We start from the raw sequence: 18,394 nt of genomic DNA, 5'->3' as shown, positions 1-18,394 counted from the left end.
AGCGTTTAGCATGAATGACGATTTCCCCTCGCCTTTCATGCTGAAACGCGCACCCGTTATTCAGGAGCCACGCCGTATGGGTCAACTGTTACGCCGCCTCGCCGCCTTTCTCGGCCTGATCTCGCCCAAAAGTTACGCTTATCCGGCGCTGGACATCACTCTGCCGGGCGAGCGTCGGCTCCATCTGGTGGGCAGCATCCATATGGGCACCGTCGATATGTCGCCGCTGCCGCCCCGGCTGGCCGCCCGGCTGCAACAGGCCGACGCGCTGATCGTCGAAGCCGATATCACCGGCGCCGCCTCCCCTTTCGACCACGCAGAGCAACAGCCCGAGCTGGAACAGCGCCTGTCCGCCGAAGAATATCAACAGCTGCTGGCGCTGTGCCACGAACTGGGCGCCGATCCGCACGCCTTCGCCACCCTGCCCGGCTGGCAGGTGGCGCTGATGATGCAGGCGCGGCAGGCTCAGCGTCTGGGGCTGCGCGCAGAGTACGGCGTAGATTATCAGCTGCTGCAGGCCGCCAGAGCGCAGGACAAACCGGTGATCGAACTCGAGGGGGCGCAGCAGCAGTTGGCGCTGCTGGAACAGCTGCCGGAAGGCGGCATCGCGTTGCTGCGCGATACGCTGGAGCACTGGCATACCAACGCGCGGCTGCTGCAAACCATGGTGAGCTGGTGGCTGGACGCCAAACCGCGCGGCACGCTGGACACGCTGCCGGCCACCTTCAGCGCCGGACTTTACGACGTGCTGATGCATCAGCGCAATCGCGACTGGCGGCGTCAGCTGGAGGCGCTGCCGGCCGGAGACTATGTGGTGGCGGTTGGCGCATTGCACCTGTATGGCGAGGATAACCTGCCGGCGATGCTGCAGCCGCAGGGGTAAAAAAGTGGCCAATATCGCTATTGGCCAGTCAAAGAGGAATTTCTTGTATTCTAGTTATACGCATAGCAACCGTGTTAACGGTTACAGTAAACAGGGTAGCAACCCGGTGAATATCTTGGCAACCCGCTTTATGTAACAGCCGCTCAGGTTGCCGGGCAGGTTGGATTTTTGTATTTTTAAGGCTGGTTATCACCCTTTCCCCGCTGGGGACATTTTGGACAACACATCATGACGCCCGCAGTCGTTCTGCTTGAGAAACAAAAGGTCGCCTTCACCCTTCATCCTTATCACCACGACAGTGACGAAACCAACTTCGGTGACGAAGCGGTGAGAAAGCTGGGACTGGATGCCGATCGGGTTTACAAAACCTTGCTGGTGGCGCTGAACGGCGACGCCAAACACCTGGCGGTGGCGGTCACGCCGGTCGCAACCCAGTTGGATCTGAAAAAAGTTGCCCGCGCCCTCGGCGCCAAAAAGGCCGAGATGGCCGATCCGCAGCTGGCGCAGCGCGTCACCGGCTATCTGGTGGGCGGCATCAGCCCGCTGGGGCAGAAAAAACGGCTGCCGACGGTGATCGACAGCCCGGCGCAAGCGTTCGCCACCATTTACGTTTCCGGCGGCAAACGCGGGCTGGACATCGAGTTGGCCGCCGCCGATCTGTGCCGCCTGCTGGCCGGCAGCTTCGCCGACATCGCCAAACGCGACTGACGCCGCGCGCTCAGCGGCACGCCACCGTGGCGTCACAGGCCGCCAGCGTTTCCACCAGGCGGTCCTCTAGCGCCTTCACCTGCGCGCCGGGCACCAAATAGTTATTGCTGATGATGGCGAATGCCAGCGGCCGACCGGTCGCCGAATCGACATAGCCGCTGAGCGACGATACGCCGGTCATGGAACCGCTCTTGGCGTGGGCGCGCCCTGCCGCCGCGCTGTTCACCATGCGGTTACGCAGCGTGCCGCCCACCAGCAATCCTGGCTCGCCCGCAACGGGCAAGGCGTGATACCAGTCGGCGAACCACGGCTGTTTTCTGGCCGCCAGCAGCAGCGTCGTCAGCTGTTGCGGCGTGATCTGGTTCATGCGCGACAGCCCTGAACCGTCCACCTGGCGATAGGCGTCGGCCGCGACGCCCTGGCTTTGCACAAATCCGTTTATCGCCTGAAGGCCGGCGGCCCAATCCCCTTTACCCTGCGTCTTGCGGCCCATCGCCTTGGTCAATATCTCGCCGTAGCCGTTATTGGAGACTTTCAGGAAGGTGACGACCAGGCGGGAGAGCGGCGGCGAGGTTTTTTCCGCCAGCAGCTGTGCACCGGCCGGCGTCACGCCCTCGTCAACCTTGCCGCGCAGGGTGATGCCGTGCGCGCGCAGGGCATGTTGCAATAAGGCGCCGACGACGAGGGACGGTTGATCGACGGTAATCAATCGCGAGCTGGCCTCCGCCTGCGCGGCGATGGTGCCGCTGACCACGATCCGGTTGCTGCCCGGCCGGCGCTCATACGTCAGCGCGGTGTCACTGCCGGTGGTGGTGCGGTTGACGAGCGTCACCGCGTCATTGGCGGGATAGAAGCTCGCCCGTCCCGGCACGCCGGCGCGGGCGCCCGGCCGCACCGCCACCTGCACCACGTTGATATCGCCGCCGGGAGTAAAGGCGTAGTTCAGCGCCGAGATCGGCGCAGCGAAGGCGAAAGGTTCATCGTCCCAGCTCCAGCCGGCGCCGAATGGCGTCTGATCGAAGGCGCCGGCATCCAGCAACAACCGCCCCTGTATATGACGGACGCCGCGCTGCGCCAGCGCCGCGGCGAAGGTGTCGAGATCGTCCGGATGCAGCGTCGGATCGCCGCTGCCCTGCAGATAGAGATCCCCTTGCAAGGTGTCGCCGCGCTGTTTACCGGCGGTCAGCAGCCGGGTTTCAAAGCGGTAATCGGCCCCCAGCACGCCGAACGCCGCCAGAGAGGTGAACATCTTCATGTTGGAAGCCGGCGCCAAACGCTGATCCGCGTGCGCCTGATACAGCACCTTGCCGCTGTTGGCGTCGCGCACCATCACGCCGCTCGACGCCCCGGCCAACGCCTTGTCCTGGCCGATGGCCGCCAGCGCCTGGCTGAGGGTTTGTTCGTGACGTGGGCCGGATGACGAACACCCCGCCAGCGCCACGATGGCGGGCAGCAGCCAGCCTGCGGTTTTCAACATGTCATCTTCCTGTTTGCGTTATCAAAACCAAATTGTCGCTCAGGCTATCATTGGAAGACGGCGGCGGCGACTTTTGCGTGCGTTTGAGGCGGGGTTTTCGGCGGGAAAACAGGCGGCCCGCCCATGGGGGCAGGCCGCGGCGGTGGCGATTAGCGATAAACGATTTCGCCCTTCGGTTCGTAAGCCGCCGCATCCAGCGGCGAGTGTTTCTCGATGTATTGCTTCAGCACCTCGGCGTCGATAAAGCCGGTGTTGACGTAGCTCGGCAGCCCGTCCAGCTTCGGATAGCCGTCGCCGCCCAGCGCGTTGAAGTTCAGCGTCGCCATGCGGTAAGTTTTATCCGCCTGCAGCGGCTGGCCATTGATCTTCACCTCGCTGACGCCCTTGCCGTCCGCCACCAGGCTGACGTTGGCGAACTGGGCGTAGGCGCCGGAATCCGGCTTCATGTTGGCCACCACCGCCAGGTACTGCTCAACCTCGCGGCCTTTCATATCGACATGCACCAGGGTGTTGCCGAACGGCTGCACCTTGAGCACATTTTTGTAGGTGATATCGCCGCTTTCAATCGAATCGCGCACCCCGCCGCCGCTCATCACGGCGAAATCGGCGTCGGCGCGCTCCCTCTGCGCGGCCAGCATCACCCGCGCCAGGTTGGTCTGCACGAAGCGCACCTTGCTGCGGTCGCCTTCAAGCTTGCCGTTGACGCTGCCGATCTTCACTTCCAACTGCGCCTTGCCCTTATCCTGGAATGGCGTCAGCAGCTTCATCATGGTCGGATCTTCCGCAATCTGCTGGGTGTAGTACACCCGCTCGCTGGTGCCGTCCGCTTTCTCCACTTTCTTCTTCAGGTTCACCGGGATCAGCTGATAATGCACCAGCTTCAGCTCGCCGTTGCGGAATTCGAAATCGGCGCGCCCCACGTATTTGCCCCACTCGTGCGCCTGCACGATCCAGGTGCCGTTCTGGCGATCCGGCGAGCACGGCGTGCCCGGCACATAATCCGCCTGTTTGCGGTTGTCGCCGGCCATGCACACCGGATCCTGCGAGTGGCCGCCGACGATCATGTCGAGATATCCGGCCGGCAGGCTGCGCGCCATCTCCACGTCGCCCGGCGCGTTCGAGCCGTGTTCGCCGTTGTCATAGTGCCCCATGTGGGTAGCGGCGATAATCACGTCCGGCTTCTCGTCCTTACGCAGTTGCTCCACCACCTGCTTCGCTTCCTGCGCCGGCACGCGGAATTCCATGTCGGTGAAGTACTCCGGGTTGCCGATCTTGGCGGTGTCGTCGGTCGTCAGGCCGATCACGGCAATCTTGATGCCCTGCTTGTCGAACAAGGCGTAAGGCTTGAACAGGCGCTGGCCGGTGCTTTTCTGATAGATATTGGCGGACAGCAGCGGGAAGGTCGCCCACTTCTCCTGCTGGCGCAGCACGCTCAGCGGGTTGTCGAATTCGTGGTTGCCGATCGCCATCGCGTCGTAACCCACCAGGTTCATGCCGCGGAAGTCCGGCTCGGCGTCCTGCAGATCCGATTCCGGCACGCCGGTATTGATATCGCCGCCGGACAACAACAGCAGGCTGCCGCCCTGCGCCGCCACTTCCTGACGAATGCCGTCCACCAGCGTTTTCTGCGCGCCCAGGCCATATTCACCGTGATCGTTCTGCCAGAAGTGACCGTGATGATCGTTGGTGTGCAGAATGGTAATGGCGTAGGTCTTATCCTTTTCCCAGGCACTGGCGGCCCCCGACAGCAACGTCAGGGAAACGGCCAACGCGCATGCGGTGGTTTTCAGCGAAAAACGCATGGCGGATCTCCGTGTATTAAATGGCTTTTATGATGAGGCCGAAATTGTAGCGCGAATTAATGACAGCTGATTTCAAATTTTTGCGATGTGAGTCTGATTATTTCAGATATGGTAAAAATTGAACGTCCTGCCTAAGATGTCATCTCTGTGCTCAACAACTTATCAGGCTAATAATAATATGACCGACAGTAGCCAAAGCGCGATGCCGCCCGCCAAGGGCAGTGCGGTGAAGGGAACCGCCTTCTCCATCCTTGGCGCCATCAGCGTGTCTCACCTGCTCAACGATATGATCCAGTCGCTGATCCTGGCGATTTACCCGATCCTGCAAGCCGATTTCCACCTCAGCTTCGTGCAGATCGGCATGATTACCCTGACCTATCAGCTAACGGCCTCGCTGCTGCAACCATTGATCGGGTATTACACCGATAAACACCCGCAGCCTTACTCGCTGCCGATCGGCATGGGCTTTACCCTGTCCGGTCTGCTGCTGCTGTCGGTGGCGAGCACCTTCCCGCTGGTGCTGCTGGCGGCGGCGCTGGTGGGCACCGGCTCATCGGTCTTCCACCCGGAATCCTCGCGCGTGGCGCGCATGGCCTCCGGCGGGCGGCACGGCCTGGCGCAGTCGCTGTTCCAGGTCGGCGGCAACTTCGGCAGCTCGCTCGGCCCGCTGCTGGCGGCGCTGATCATCGCGCCTTACGGCAAGGGCAACGTCGCCTGGTTCTCGCTGGCGGCGCTGCTGGCGATCGTGGTGTTGCTGCAGGTCAGCAAGTGGTATCAACATCAGCATCGGGCAACTAAAGGGCAGCCGAAAAGCCCGTCGCTGCTGAAACCGCTGCCAAAACGTACCGTCGCCTACTCGCTGGGCATCCTGCCGGTGCTGATTTTCTCCAAATACTTCTATCTGGCCAGCATCAGCAGCTATTACACCTTTTATCTGATACATAAGTTCGGCGTTTCGGTGCAAAATGCCCAAATTCACCTGTTCGCTTTCTTGTTCGCGGTAGCGGCTGGCACCATTATCGGCGGGCCTATTGGCGACAAGATAGGACGTAAATACGTGATTTGGGGCTCTATTCTCGGGGCTGCGCCGTTTACCCTTGTTTTACCCTATGCATCCCTCTATTGGACCGGCATTTTAACGGTGATCATCGGGGTTATTCTCGCCTCGGCGTTCTCCGCCATTCTGGTCTACGCTCAGGAGCTGATCCCCGGTAAAGTGGGCATGGTTTCCGGCTTATTCTTCGGTTTTGCTTTCGGTATGGGCGGGTTAGGTGCGGCAGTTCTTGGTTATGTCGCCGATTTGACCAGTATCGAACTGGTCTACCAAATCTGTGCTTTCCTGCCGCTGATCGGCATTATCACCGCATTACTGCCCAATATGGAGCATAAACCGCAATAACCCCGCGAAGCGCCCGGATGAAATTATTTATTCATCCGGGTTATCCTACGGATAAATCAATGTTATTTGGTTTATCTGGTCCAAAACCCCCTCATTGCCGCGCCTTAAGTGAGATCCTCTGTTTTTTTACAGAAAAGGCCAAATTAGCCAAGCAAGCCGCGAACAAATGCAATAAACTAAATGTATCTTTTCGTAACTTTGTTGCGATTCTCCCGTGCCGCGATGCATAGCCAGAAGGAGTATGGATGCATAATTCAACACCGCTCATCACCACCATCGTCGGAGGGTTAGTACTCGCCTTCCTCCTCGGCATGCTGGCGAACCGCCTGCGCATCTCCCCTCTGGTGGGGTATCTGGCCGCAGGGGTGCTCGCCGGCCCGTTCACCCCCGGTTTCGTCGCCGACACCTCACTGGCGCCGGAACTGGCGGAAATCGGCGTTATCCTGTTGATGTTCGGTGTTGGCCTGCACTTCTCTTTGAAAGACCTCCTCGCAGTAAAATCTATCGCCATTCCCGGCGCCGTGGCGCAGATAGCCGTCGCTACCCTGCTCGGCATGGGGCTGTCCAAGCTGCTCGGCTGGGATCTGATCTCCGGTCTGGTGTTCGGCCTCTGCCTCTCCACCGCCAGCACCGTGGTGCTGCTGCGCGCCCTGGAGGAACGGCAACTGATCGACAGCCAGCGCGGGCAAATCGCCATCGGCTGGCTGATCGTCGAAGATTTGGCGATGGTGCTGACGCTGGTATTGCTGCCGGCCTTCGGCAATATGCTGGGCAACGACAACGCCAGCAGCAGCCAGCTGCTGATGGAGCTGGCGCTGACCATCGGTAAAGTCATCGCCTTCATCGCGCTGATGATCGTGGTCGGCCGCCGCCTGGTGCCATGGATCCTGTCGAAAACCGCCAGCACCGGCTCGCGCGAGCTGTTCACCCTGGCGGTATTGGCGCTGGCGCTCGGCATCGCCTACGGCGCGGTGAAGCTGTTCGACGTCTCCTTCGCGCTGGGCGCCTTCTTTGCCGGCATGGTGCTGAACGAGTCCGAACTGAGCCACCGCGCGGCGCACGACACCCTGCCGCTGCGCGATGCGTTCGCGGTGCTGTTCTTCGTCTCGGTCGGCATGCTGTTCGATCCGATGATCGTGATTAACGAACCGCTGGCGGTGCTGGCGACGCTGGCGATCATCGTGTTCGGCAAATCCGCCGCCGCGTTCCTGCTGGTGAAAATGTTCGGTCACTCCAAGCGCACCGCGCTGACCATTTCCGCCAGCCTGGCGCAGATCGGCGAGTTCGCCTTTATTCTGGCGGGCCTCGGCATCGCGCTCGGCATGATGTCGGAGCATGGCCGCAATCTGGTGCTGGCCGGCGCCATCCTGTCCATCATGCTCAACCCGCTGTTGTTCACCCTACTGGAACGCTATCTGGCCAAAACCGAAACCATCGAAGAGCAAATCCTCGAAGAGGCGGTGGAAGAAGAGAAACAGATCCCGGTGGATATGTGCAATCACGCGCTGGTGGTCGGCTACGGCCGCGTCGGCAGCCTGCTGGGCGGCAAACTGGCCGAGGCGGGCATTCCGCTGGTGGTGATCGAGAATTCCCGCCCGCGGGTGGAAGCGCTGCGCGAACAGGGTATCAAGACGGTGCTGGGCAACGCCGCCAATCCGGAAGTGATGGATCTGGCGCGGCTCGACTGCGCGCGCTGGCTGCTGTTGACCATTCCGAATGGCTACGAGGCCGGCGAGATCGTCGCCTCGGCGCGCGCCAAGCGGCCGAATATCGAGATCATCGCCCGCGCCCACTACGACGATGAAGTGGCCTACATCACCGATCGCGGCGCCAATCAGGTGGTCATGGGCGAACGGGAGATCGCCAACAGCATGCTGAACATCCTGCAGTTGGACACCCTGAGCGAAGAAGAAAAAATGGGCGGCTGCCCGATCTGAAGCGCCGCGCGCGCATATAAAAAGGTCCGGCATTGCCGGACCTTTTCTTTTTCAGCGGGTTAACGCTCCCAGTAGGACTCTTCCAGGCTGTCTTCCCGCTCCGGCAGGCCGCGCGTGAGGCGCGGCGAATGCTGGTTCAATACCTGGTAGCTGACGCGGTTGGCGTATTTGCACACCTGCGCCAGGGAGGAGTAGGTCAGGTAACTGCGCACATGCTTGCTGGAGTTCGGCACGTTATGGCGGTGATAACCGTTGGCGGCGATATCGTGCAGCAACGCCGACAGCGCGCCGTCGCCGGCGCCGTTGGTGTTCATGATCTTCTCCGGCCCGCCCATATACGGCGCGATGTGCGAATAAACGCGCAGCGGATTTTCACAGTGCTCGCGGCGCATGGCGCGGCTGAACTCGTAGCGGTTGAACTCGGCGATATGCCCCGGCAACAGCGGGTGCTGGGTCTGGCGCTTATTGGCTTCTTCGGTGTAGCCCGCCATATACAGGCCATTCGGCCCGGCGGTGCACAGCACCAGATCCACCCACTCCAGCGCCATGTCCGACGCGGTCAGCGGATCGCTCAGCCCGGTCAGCTCCAGCGCTTCGTCTTCGTTCATCGCCAGAATCGTCACATTTTCCTTCAGGAAGTCGCGCCACCACTGCGGGTTGTCGGCGATCACGTACTTGGTGCCCAGGGTCAGCACCACCGGCACATCGTGTTTTTTGGCGTACTCGATCGCCTGCAGAGTGGCGTCCTTTATCGGCTCCCCTTCCTTGCAGCGCACCAGATAAGAGCTCAGCACCAGCGCCGACGCGCCGGCGATCACCTCTTCAGGAATGCTTTCCGGGCGCAGCTGGTTCATCTGGCCAGGGTTGATGGCGAAGGTGCGCTCGCCGCTTTCGCCGATCAGCGTGAAACAGCGGCCGATGGCGCCATCAACACCCTGCAAATAGTTAAGATCGGTGCGGCTGGAGGTATTGCACAGATAACGGTAGGCGTAGCTGCCGATTTTCACGTTGCTGCACATCACGCCGAGCAGCACCGAGCGATCGTCCGCCAGCACCGAATAGTTGTGCATGGTATTGCCGATGGTGCCGCCGGCGAACTGATGGGTGACCAGGTTGTTTTCATTCAGTTCCTGATACAGCGCCTCGGCGACGTCGTCTTCGATCACCAGAGAGTGGCCCAGGCTCAGGCCGTAACGCTGGACAAAAGCATCGTCCACTTTTGCCTCGATATCCACCAGCGTCTGGTCGATGCCGACAATATACGAGGTGCTGATTTCACTTTCGGGCTGGGCCTGCTGCAGAAGCGGATCGCGGGCGCTCACCGGAAAATAGTGTTTGGACTTGCGTTTACCAGGAAATTTCATGTGATTGGCGGTGGTGACGGTTTAACAAGCGGAGAATGTTAACACATCCCCGCCCGATCACGATGCACCTAATAGACAGATTATGGATGATTACAGACGTTGCGCCACCAGCTGCTGCATCATGTCGATATGCGCCGGCTCGTCGTTCAACGCAGAGATGTATTCAAACTTCTCGCCGCCCGCCTTGAGGAAGATCTCGCGGTTCTGCTCTTTGATCTCTTCCAGCGTTTCCAGGCAGTCTGCCGAGAAGCCGGGGCAAATCAGTTGAATGTGCTTCACGCCCTGCGCCGGCAACCCCTTCAGGGTTTCATCGGTGTACGGCGTCAGCCAAGGCTCGCGGCCGAAGCGCGATTGGTACGTCATCATCACTCGCTCCGGCGCCAGCGGCAGCGTGGCGCTCAGCGCACGCAGCGTATCCTCGCAGCGTTGCGGGTAGTCGTCGCCCAGCCGCGCATAACGTTTGGGGATGCCGTGGAAAGACAGCACCAGCCGGTCCGGCTGGCCGTGCTCGGCGAACGAGCGCTCCACGCTTTGTTGCAGCGCGGCGATATAGGCCGGGTGTTCGGCGTAATCGCGAATGAAGGCCACAGAAGGCAAGCGGCGATAGCCTTTCAGCACCCGCGCCACGCCATCCCATACCGCCGCGCTGGTGGAACAGGAATATTGCGGATAGAGCGGCAGCACCACCAGGTTGGTCACGCCCTGCGCCAGCAGCTTGTCGATGGCTTCCGCCAGGCTCGGCGAACCGTAGCTCATGCCCAGCTCCACCGGCGTATTCGGCATGCGCGCCGCCAGCGCCCGCTGTTGGCGGCGGCTGTACACCAGCAGCGGCGAGCCTTCTTCCATCCACACCGACTGATAGAGTTTCGCCACGCGCGGCGAACGGATCGGCAAGATCGCGCCGTTGAGGATCGGCCACCAGATCAGCGGCGCCGTGTCGACCACGCGATCGTCACTGAGGAATTCCTTCAGATAGCGTTTGACCGCCGACGAGGTCGGCGCATCTGGCGTGCCCAGGTTCACCAGCAATACGCCGTGTTTCTCTTGCTTCATCTCAGTTCCCCTCATTTCCTTTCCGGCCGGCATTCCGTTCTGGGTCGGGATGTCAGCAGCCATTAATGCCGGCTATTGTAACGGAAAAGTCCTGCATCGAAACCGATAACAGCAACAGGCTATGCCTGTGGGCTTCTTCCTTGCGCCAGCTGCCATACCGCCGCCACGTTGCGCGCCGTCACCTGCAGATTGCGATCGGCGTCCGCCAGCGCTTCTTCCAGCGTCACAATACGATCGAGCACCGAAAACGCCGCATCGATGCCGTGTTGATGCACCACCGAATAATCCGGCGTCAGGCTGCCGGCGATGGCGATCACCGGCACGCCGTAACGCTTGGCCACCCGCGCCACGCCGATCGGCGTTTTGCCGTGAATCGACTGGCTGTCCAGCCGCCCTTCACCGGTGATCACCAGATCGGCATCGCGCACCACCTCATCCAGGCGCAGGGTTTCAGTGACGATCTCGATGCCCGGCCGCAAGCGCGCGTCGAGCATGCCGAGCAGCGCCGCCCCCATGCCGCCCGCCGCGCCCGCCCCTGGCTGGGCCAGCACGGCGCGGCCGGTTTCCCGCTCCAGCAGCTCGCCGTAGTGATGCAGCGCCGCATCGAGCTGCGCCACCATCTCCGGCGTCGCCCCCTTCTGCGGCCCGAATACCGCCGACGCGCCCTTTTCGCCGCACAGCGGGTTATCGACGTCGCAGGCGGCGGTCACGCTCACCCGTTGCCAACGCGCATCCAGCCCGGCGAGATCGAGCTGCGCCAGCTGCGCCAGCGCCGCGCCGCCCACCGGCAGCGGGCGACCATCCTTATCCAGCAATTTAACGCCCAGCGCCTGCATCATCCCGGCGCCGCCGTCGTTGGTGGCGCTGCCGCCGATGCCGAGAATGATCGCCTTCACGCCGCGTTCCAGCGCCGCCAGCATCAGTTCGCCGGTGCCGTAACTGGTGGTGATGCGCGGATCGCGCCGGTTGGGCGGCGCCAAATGCAGCCCGGAGGCGGCGGCCATTTCAATCACCGCGGTTTCGCCGTCGCCCAGCAGACCATAGAATCCCTGTACCGGCTCCCCCAGCGGCCCGGTGACCGTTACCTGGACGATCTCGCCGCCGGTGGCCGCCACCATCGACTCCACCGTGCCTTCGCCGCCGTCCGCCATCGGCAGCTTCACGTAGTGCGCCTGCGGATAAATCTGACGGAATCCCCGTTCGATGGCGTCGGCGACGCCGAGCGCGCTCAGGCTCTCTTTGAAAGAATCCGGAGCAATAACCACTTTTTTCAGCGCTTTCATCACTGTTCCTTATCCCGCCAGGTTAAATACGCCAAACATCAGCGCCGAGATTGCCGCGATGGTGAACCCCACCAACGTTTCATACGGCAGCAGCTTGAGCCGCTCGTGCACCGCCATATTGACGCTGCCGCCGGTGGCGTGGAAGAAACTGCCATGCGGCAGGTGATCCAGCACCGTGGCGCCCGCGTGGATCATCGCCGCGCCGGCCAACCCGCTCACCCCCAGTTCCAGCAGCGTGGAGCTGAACACCCCGGAGGCGACGGCGGTGCCGGCGGTGGTCGAGGCGGTCGCCATCGACATCAGCGCGCCGGACAGCGGCGCCAGCAGCCAGGCCGGCAGCCCGGTGTGCGTTAAGCCGTTAATCAAGACATCCTTCAGCGCCGAATTGGCGATGATGCCCGCCAATGTGCCGGTGCCGAGCAGCATGATCGCCACCGGCGCCATGCGCGACAGGCCGGAAACCATAAACTGATTGCACTGACGAATACGCCCCATCAGCAGCGCACCCGCCAACCCGCCGACCGGCAGCGCGATCAGCGGATCGACGGCGATCCCGGCGATCGGCCGCAGCGACAACAGCAGGATCGCCACCAGCGGCGCGCTGATCGCCGCAGCAAAACCCGGCCGCGCTCCTTCGGCATGCTGAGTCAGCTCTTCGGCCATCACCCTGCTGCCTTTATCGCTCAGGCGACGCGCCAGCAGATAGGCCACCACCAGGCCGCACAGCCCCGGCACGATGCCGGCCATCATCACCGAAGTGAGCGGCACATGGAAGTTGTCCGCCGCCGCAATGGTGTTCGGGTTAGGCGACATCACGTTGCCGGCCTTGCCGCCGCCGATCATTGCCAGCAGGATCGCCGCGCGTGAAATGCCGGCCTTCTGGGCGATCGACAGCGCGATCGGCGCGACAGTGATCACCGCCACATCGATAAACACCCCCACCGCCGTCAGGATAAGTGTAGCCACCGCCAGCGCCAGCAACGCGCGGGTTTCGCCCACCTTGCGCACGATGGTTTCGGCGATGGTGTGCGCCGCGCCGGATTCGATCAGCACCCCGGCCAATACCCCCGCCGCCAAAATGCGCATCACGGCGTTGGTGATGCCCTGCGCCCCGCCGATCATCAGCGTCACGGTCTGCACCAGGTCGGCGCCGCCGCACAGCCCGCCCGCCAGCGCGCCGGCGATCATGCCGTAAGCCGGCGGCACCTTGCGTAGAATCAGGACGATGGCGACGGCTAACGCCACCAGCGCCCCCAGAGTGGATACGGTTGTCATTGTTGTTTTCTCCGTGGTTGATGTGCAGGCCAACATATCGCGCGCGTCCGGCGTTGACCTGAGGGGAAACAACAAAAAAGCGCCGGGGGAACGGCGCGGAATTTGTGGGTTGGCACAACTCAGTCGTGCATCAGCATGCCGATAAACAACCGCAGAGAGTCAGTTAATTGATTGATTTTCACGCCGGTTATCGCTTCAATGCGCTGCAGGCGATAACGCAGGGTATTGACGTGAATATGCAGCTGCGCGGCGGTCTGCGTCTGATCACAATTCTGCGAAAAATAGTGGCGCAGCGTACTGCGCAGCACGCCTTTTTCATCCTGTTCGCCCAGCGTCCGCCAGGGGCGCCCCAGCTCTTGCGCGCGCCAGTCCTCTCCCAGATCGCACAGCAGCGACGGCAACGGATAGTCGTGGTAGAACAGCGTGGCGTGACGCAGTTTCAGGCGCTGCGCCATTGCCTGGGTGGCGCGCGCCGTCAGGCTGGAACGGTAGGCGCTTTGCGGATCGTCATAAAAACCGCCGACGATCAGCCGCACCCGAAAGCGGTGTTTAAGCTGATTTTGCAAACGCTGCGCCTGCTGGCGCTCCAGCTTCAAACTCCATTCGCCCTGAGCCATGCAGGCCGGGCGCAACAGGGTCATTTCATTGAAGCCGGTAATGGCGATCAACGCGTCGCGCTGGGTGGCCTCCAGCTCCGCCAACAGCTCGCGCAACAGGTGCGGCTGCGCCTCTTGCAGTTCGACGATCCACACGATGCGCGCCTGGCGCAGATCCAATCCCAGATACGCCGCCATCGCTTCCAGCGACGCCGTGTTCGGCTGCGGCTGCAGCAGCTGGTTCGCCAGCTCTTCCCGGTAGCGCTTTTCCCACTGGTGCTGATCCAGCAGCGCCGCCTGCTCTACCATCATCTCCGCCGCCATCTTCACCAACTCGGCGTAGGCGCGCACCTCGGCCGGTTCGCCGGAAATGCCAATCACCCCCACCCGCTGGTTACGAAAGCTGAACGGCAGGTTGATGCCGGGCCGCACGCCCTTCAGGTGCTCGGCGGTGGCGCGGTCGATTTCCACCACCCGATTCTCCGCCAGCGCCAGCACCGCGCCTTCATGGCGCTGGAACAGGCGCTGCGGGTTGCCGGAGGCGATGATCACGCCGTTGCTGTCCATCACGTTGACGGAATGGCTGATGATGCCCATCGCCCGCTGGACGATCTGGCGCGCGGTGGCTTCCGCCAGAAGATTGGTTTGTCTGAGCATGCCGGGCTCCCTGCTGAGGGTGAAAACGCAGGCTTGTTATACGCCATTTGGCGTGGGCGATTAACGGGCACGGTTGCAACAAGCCGCCGCGATCACAATTTGGCGGGAAAACGGCAAAAAAAAACGCCGGGCCACGGGCCCGGCGTCATGCACAATGCGCTTGCGATCAACCGAGGATGGTCGCCAGCTCTGCGCTCACTTCGGCCACCTTGCGGGTGCCGTCGATTTTGCGGTATTGGGTGTTGCCCGCTGCCGCTTCTTTGCTGTAGTAAGAGATCAGCGGCGCGGTCATCTGATGGTATTCCACCAGACGCTTGCGCACGGTCTCTTCCTGATCGTCCTTGCGCGTGGTCAGCTCTTCGCCGGTCACGTCGTCTTTGCCTTCCACCTGCGGCGGATTGAACTTCACGTGGTAGACGCGGCCGGACGGCGCGTGCACGCGGCGGCCAACGATGCGGTCAACGATCAGCTCGTCCGGCACGTCGAACTCCAGCACGAAGTCCACGTTGATGCCGGCTTCTTTCATCGCGTCAGCCTGCGGAATGGTGCGTGGGAAACCGTCCAGCAGGAAGCCCTTGCGGCAATCTTCCTGAGCGATGCGCTCTTTGACCAGCGCGATCACCAGCTCATCGGTCACCAGCTTGCCGGCGTCCATGATCTCTTTCGCCTGCTTGCCCAGTTCACTGCCGGCCTTCACGGCTGCGCGCAACATATCACCGGTGGAGATTTGCGGAATGCCGTATTTCTCCATGATGAATTGAGCCTGAGTACCTTTACCAGCGCCCGGAGCGCCCAGCAGAATGATACGCATTGCGTAAATCCCCTTGCTATGTAGTTTTTATAAAATTGCGAAAACGCTCAACGATACCATTTCAGGGGGGGCAGGCTCAAGGCGCGCGAAGGAAATCGATTGCGGAATGTGCAAAAAAACCGACGAACAAAAGGCGAGAAAAGGTGGGGAAAAACCGAAAATGCGCCCCTAACGGTGCCGTTAAGGGCGCATATCTTCAACTTTAGGCGGACAGCAACTTATTCATGCGGCGGATGAACAGGTTCGGATCCTCCAACGTGCCGCGTTCAGCCAACAGCGCCTGATCCAATAACAGGTCGATCCATTCAGCAAAATGTTCGTTATCGCCCACGTCGGATGCGCGTTTGACCAGAGCATGTTCCGGATTAAGCTCGAAAATGTACTTCACTTCCGGCGCCTGCTGGCCGGCGGCGGCGAACAGCTTGGCCATCTGGGTGCTCATTTCGTCGGCGTCGGTCACGACGATCGCCGGCGTATCGGTCAGGCGGTGCGTCAGGCGCACATCCTTCACGCGATCGCCCAGCAGGGTTTTCACGCGTTCGATGAATGGTTCCAGCTGCTTCTCGGCGGCCTTCTGCTCTTCGGTTTCATCCGCCAGTTTATCCAGCGCTTCATCCGCCTTGCTGACCGACTGGAACGGCTTGCCGTCGAACTCGGTCAGGTAGCTCATCATCCACTCGTCGATACGATCGGACAGCAGCAGCACTTCGATGCCTTTCTTGCGGAACAGCTCCAGGTGCGGGCTGCTCTTGGCCGCGGCGTAGCTGTCGGCGGTGATGTAGTAAATCTTCTCCTGGCCTTCCGCCATCCGGCCGACGTACTCTTCCAGCGATACGGTCTGCGCCGAGCTGTCGCCGTGGGTGGTCGCGAAGCGCAGCAATTTGGCGATCGCTTCCTGGTTGCCGTTGTCTTCCGCCGGGCCCTCTTTCAGCACCAGACCGAACTGCTGCCAGAATTTCTGGTAGCCTTCGGCGTCGTCTTTGGCCAGCTTGTCCAGCATCTGCAGCACGCGCTTGGTCAGCGCGCCGCGCAGGTTTTGCGTCACACGGCTGTCTTGCAGGATCTCGCGCGACACGTTCAGCGGCAGATCGTTGGAGTCGATCAGGCCGCGCACGAAGCGCAGGTAGTTCGGCATGAACTGCTCGGCGTCGTCCATAATGAACACGCGCTGCACATACAGCTTCAGGCCGTGCTTGTGATCGCGGTTCCACATGTCCCACGGCGCCTGCGCCGGGATGTACAGCAGGCTGGTGTATTCCTGCTTGCCCTCCACCCGGTTGTGGCTCCAGCTCAGCGGATCGGTGAAGTCGTGGGCGATGTGTTTGTAGAACTCTTTGTACTCTTCGTCGGTCACGTCAGCCTTGCTGCGGGTCCACAGGGCCTGCGCCTTGTTGATCTTCTCCCAGGTGACGGTGTCGTCTTCTTCGTTTTTGCTTTCGATCTCCACCGGCAAGGCGATGTGATCGGAATATTTGCCGATCACCGAACGCAGGCGCCAGGCGTCGAGGTACTCATCTTCGCCTTCGCGCAGATGCAGGGTGATTTCGGTGCCGCGGGTCTCTTTGGTGATGTCGGCGATGGTGTAGTCGCCTTCGCCGGCGGACTCCCAGAACACGCCTTCGTCATCGGCGGCGCCGGCGGCGCGGGTGCGCACGGTCACTTTGTCCGCCACGATGAACGCCGAATAGAAACCGACGCCGAACTGGCCGATCAGTTGGCTGTCTTTCGCCTGATCGGAACCGATGGACTCCAGGAACGCTTTGGTGCCTGACTTGGCGATGGTGCCGAGGTTTTCAATCACTTCTTCGCGGCGCATGCCGATGCCGTTGTCGGCGATGGTCAGGGTGCGCTGCTCTTTATCGAAGGACAAACGTACGCGCAGTTCGCCGTCGCCGGCGTACAGCTCTGGCGCGGACAGGGCGCGGAAGCGCAGCTTGTCGGCGGCGTCAGAGGCGTTGGAAATCAGCTCGCGCAGGAAAATTTCTTTGTTGGAGTACAGCGAATGGATCATCAAATGAAGCAGCTGTTTTACTTCAGACTGGAACCCGCGGGTTTCTTGACCTTTCATACTCATTGATTACCTCAAAAGACAATGGCTACCAAAATCGAACAATGAGGATCAGATGAGGGTCAGGGTGTTGTTTTTCAAGCGGACAGCGGGAATTTTTTGGCAAAAAACGGTGGGGCCGGGCGGCCCCATCCGGGAAAACATCAGAACTTGATGGCGTGGCGCCCGGCCAGCGAATGCGACAACGTGGTGCCGTCGACCATCTCCAGCTCGCCGCCCACCGGCACGCCGTGGGCGATGCGGCTGGCGAGCACGCCATACTGGCCGCACATCTCGGCGATGTAGTTGGCGGTCGCTTCCCCTTCCACCGTCGGGTTGGTGGCGAGGATCACTTCGGTGATGCTTTCCTTTTCCAGCCGTTGCTCCAGGCGATCCAGACCGATATCGCCCGGCCCGATGCCGTCCAGCGGCGACAAATGCCCCATCAGCACAAAGTAGCGCCCGGCGAACTGGCCGGTCTGCTCGATGGCGTGGATATCCGCCGGGCTTTCCACCACGCAAATCTGGCCGTTTTGCTGACGGCGCGGATTGGCGCAAATAGTGCAGACGTCCTGTTCGGTGAAGGTGCGGCAGTCGGCGCAGTGGCCGATCTCCGACATCGCGCGCGTCAACGCCTGCGCCAGGCGCATCCCGCCGCTGCGATCGCGCTGCAGCAGTTGAAACGCCATGCGCTGCGCCGATTTCGGGCCGACGCCCGGCAGACAGCGCAGCGCCTCCATCAGGGATTCAAGGAGCGGGCTGGTTTGCATCAGAACGGCATCTTGAAGCCAGGCGGCAACTGCATGCCGCTGGAGACGGAAGCCATTTTCTCTTTCTGAGTCTCTTCGATGCGGCGCGCGGCGTCGTTAAACGCAGCGGCGATCAGATCTTCCAGCATCTCTTTGTCGTCTTCCATCAGGCTAGGATCGATCTCCACGCGGCGGCAGTTGTGCGCACCGTTGATGGTGACTTTCACCAGGCCCGCGCCGGATTCGCCGGTCACTTCCAATTTGGCGACTTCTTCCTGCATCTGCTGCATTTTTTCTTGCATTTGCTGGGCTTGCTTCATCAGGTTGCCCAGACCGCCTTTACCAAACATAGT

15 protein-coding genes are annotated in these 18,394 nt (G+C 61.5%); 4 read left to right on the top strand and 11 right to left on the bottom strand.

Translation table 11 applies throughout. The features are described 5' to 3' along the window. Nucleotides 1-76: 76 nt before the first annotated feature. The gene (locus tag J0F90_RS05330) at nucleotides 77-883 is read left to right on the top strand and encodes a TraB/GumN family protein (RefSeq protein WP_033641125.1); all 807 of its coding nucleotides are present in this window, start codon (nucleotides 77-79) and stop codon (nucleotides 881-883) included. Nucleotides 884-1,111: 228 nt separating this feature from the next. Further along, nucleotides 1,112-1,591 carry a Cys-tRNA(Pro)/Cys-tRNA(Cys) deacylase YbaK gene (ybaK, locus tag J0F90_RS05325; RefSeq protein ID WP_004940240.1) on the top strand — a complete coding sequence of 160 codons (480 nt, stop codon included), beginning with the start codon at nucleotides 1,112-1,114 and terminating at the stop codon, nucleotides 1,589-1,591. Nucleotides 1,592-1,601: 10 nt separating this feature from the next. Here ybaK and dacB read toward each other — a convergent pair whose 3' ends face one another. Next, the gene (gene dacB, locus J0F90_RS05320; RefSeq protein WP_033641126.1) at nucleotides 1,602-3,068 is read right to left on the bottom strand and encodes a D-alanyl-D-alanine carboxypeptidase/D-alanyl-D-alanine endopeptidase; all 1,467 of its coding nucleotides are present in this window, start codon (nucleotides 3,066-3,068) and stop codon (nucleotides 1,602-1,604) included. A gap of 149 nt (nucleotides 3,069-3,217) precedes the next feature. Continuing rightward, nucleotides 3,218-4,870, bottom strand: coding sequence for a bifunctional UDP-sugar hydrolase/5'-nucleotidase UshA (gene ushA / locus J0F90_RS05315; RefSeq protein ID WP_033641128.1), 1,653 nt, complete (start codon nucleotides 4,868-4,870; stop codon nucleotides 3,218-3,220). A gap of 178 nt (nucleotides 4,871-5,048) precedes the next feature. Here ushA and J0F90_RS05310 point away from each other — a divergent pair, with 178 nt between their 5' ends. Together J0F90_RS05310 and ybaL are read left to right on the top strand one after the other, a co-directional pair. Beyond that, the gene (locus J0F90_RS05310) at nucleotides 5,049-6,269 is read left to right on the top strand and encodes an MFS transporter (protein WP_033641129.1); all 1,221 of its coding nucleotides are present in this window, start codon (nucleotides 5,049-5,051) and stop codon (nucleotides 6,267-6,269) included. Nucleotides 6,270-6,514: 245 nt separating this feature from the next. Then, nucleotides 6,515-8,206 (top strand): YbaL family putative K(+) efflux transporter, encoded by a 1,692-nt coding sequence (ybaL, locus tag J0F90_RS05305; protein ID WP_004940247.1) that lies wholly within the window; start codon nucleotides 6,515-6,517, stop codon nucleotides 8,204-8,206. 59 nt (nucleotides 8,207-8,265) lie between these two features. On the opposite strand, the gene J0F90_RS05300 is transcribed toward ybaL, so the two are convergent. The 9 genes from J0F90_RS05300 to J0F90_RS05260 form a co-directional block, all read right to left on the bottom strand. Then, complete coding sequence (locus J0F90_RS05300; RefSeq protein ID WP_004940249.1) at nucleotides 8,266-9,570, bottom strand: inosine/guanosine kinase; 1,305 nt, start codon at nucleotides 9,568-9,570, stop codon at nucleotides 8,266-8,268. 90 nt (nucleotides 9,571-9,660) lie between these two features. Next, complete coding sequence (gene hemH / locus J0F90_RS05295) at nucleotides 9,661-10,623, bottom strand: ferrochelatase (protein ID WP_004940253.1); 963 nt, start codon at nucleotides 10,621-10,623, stop codon at nucleotides 9,661-9,663. Between the two features lie 119 nt (nucleotides 10,624-10,742). After that, a complete protein-coding gene (locus J0F90_RS05290; protein WP_033641130.1) occupies nucleotides 10,743-11,906 on the bottom strand; it encodes a glycerate kinase in 1,164 nt (387 codons plus the stop codon). Nucleotides 11,907-11,915: 9 nt separating this feature from the next. Beyond that, the gene (locus J0F90_RS05285; RefSeq protein ID WP_033641131.1) at nucleotides 11,916-13,181 is read right to left on the bottom strand and encodes a GntP family permease; all 1,266 of its coding nucleotides are present in this window, start codon (nucleotides 13,179-13,181) and stop codon (nucleotides 11,916-11,918) included. A 119-nt stretch (nucleotides 13,182-13,300) separates the two neighbouring features. Beyond that, the gene (locus J0F90_RS05280; protein ID WP_033641132.1) at nucleotides 13,301-14,434 is read right to left on the bottom strand and encodes a sugar diacid recognition domain-containing protein; all 1,134 of its coding nucleotides are present in this window, start codon (nucleotides 14,432-14,434) and stop codon (nucleotides 13,301-13,303) included. Nucleotides 14,435-14,600: 166 nt separating this feature from the next. Further along, on the bottom strand, nucleotides 14,601-15,245 hold the full coding sequence (adk, locus tag J0F90_RS05275) for an adenylate kinase (RefSeq protein WP_004940261.1): 645 nt from the start codon (nucleotides 15,243-15,245) through the stop codon (nucleotides 14,601-14,603). 202 nt (nucleotides 15,246-15,447) lie between these two features. Continuing rightward, nucleotides 15,448-17,313, bottom strand: a complete 1,866-nt coding sequence (gene htpG, locus J0F90_RS05270) for a molecular chaperone HtpG (RefSeq protein ID WP_016928833.1) — start codon at nucleotides 17,311-17,313, stop codon at nucleotides 15,448-15,450. A 143-nt stretch (nucleotides 17,314-17,456) separates the two neighbouring features. Beyond that, nucleotides 17,457-18,062, bottom strand: a complete 606-nt coding sequence (recR, locus tag J0F90_RS05265) for a recombination mediator RecR (protein WP_004940263.1) — start codon at nucleotides 18,060-18,062, stop codon at nucleotides 17,457-17,459. Continuing rightward, on the bottom strand, nucleotides 18,062-18,391 hold the full coding sequence (locus tag J0F90_RS05260) for a YbaB/EbfC family nucleoid-associated protein (protein ID WP_004940264.1): 330 nt from the start codon (nucleotides 18,389-18,391) through the stop codon (nucleotides 18,062-18,064). The genes recR and J0F90_RS05260 overlap by 1 nt, the downstream gene beginning before the upstream one ends. Nucleotides 18,392-18,394 lie beyond the last annotated feature (3 nt).

This window comes from Serratia marcescens subsp. marcescens ATCC 13880, assembly GCF_017299535.1.
Taxonomy (GTDB): Bacteria; Pseudomonadota; Gammaproteobacteria; order Enterobacterales; family Enterobacteriaceae; genus Serratia; species Serratia marcescens.
The sequence above is the reverse complement of the archived record's forward strand: the minus strand, read 5'-3'. Positions and strand labels throughout refer to the sequence as shown.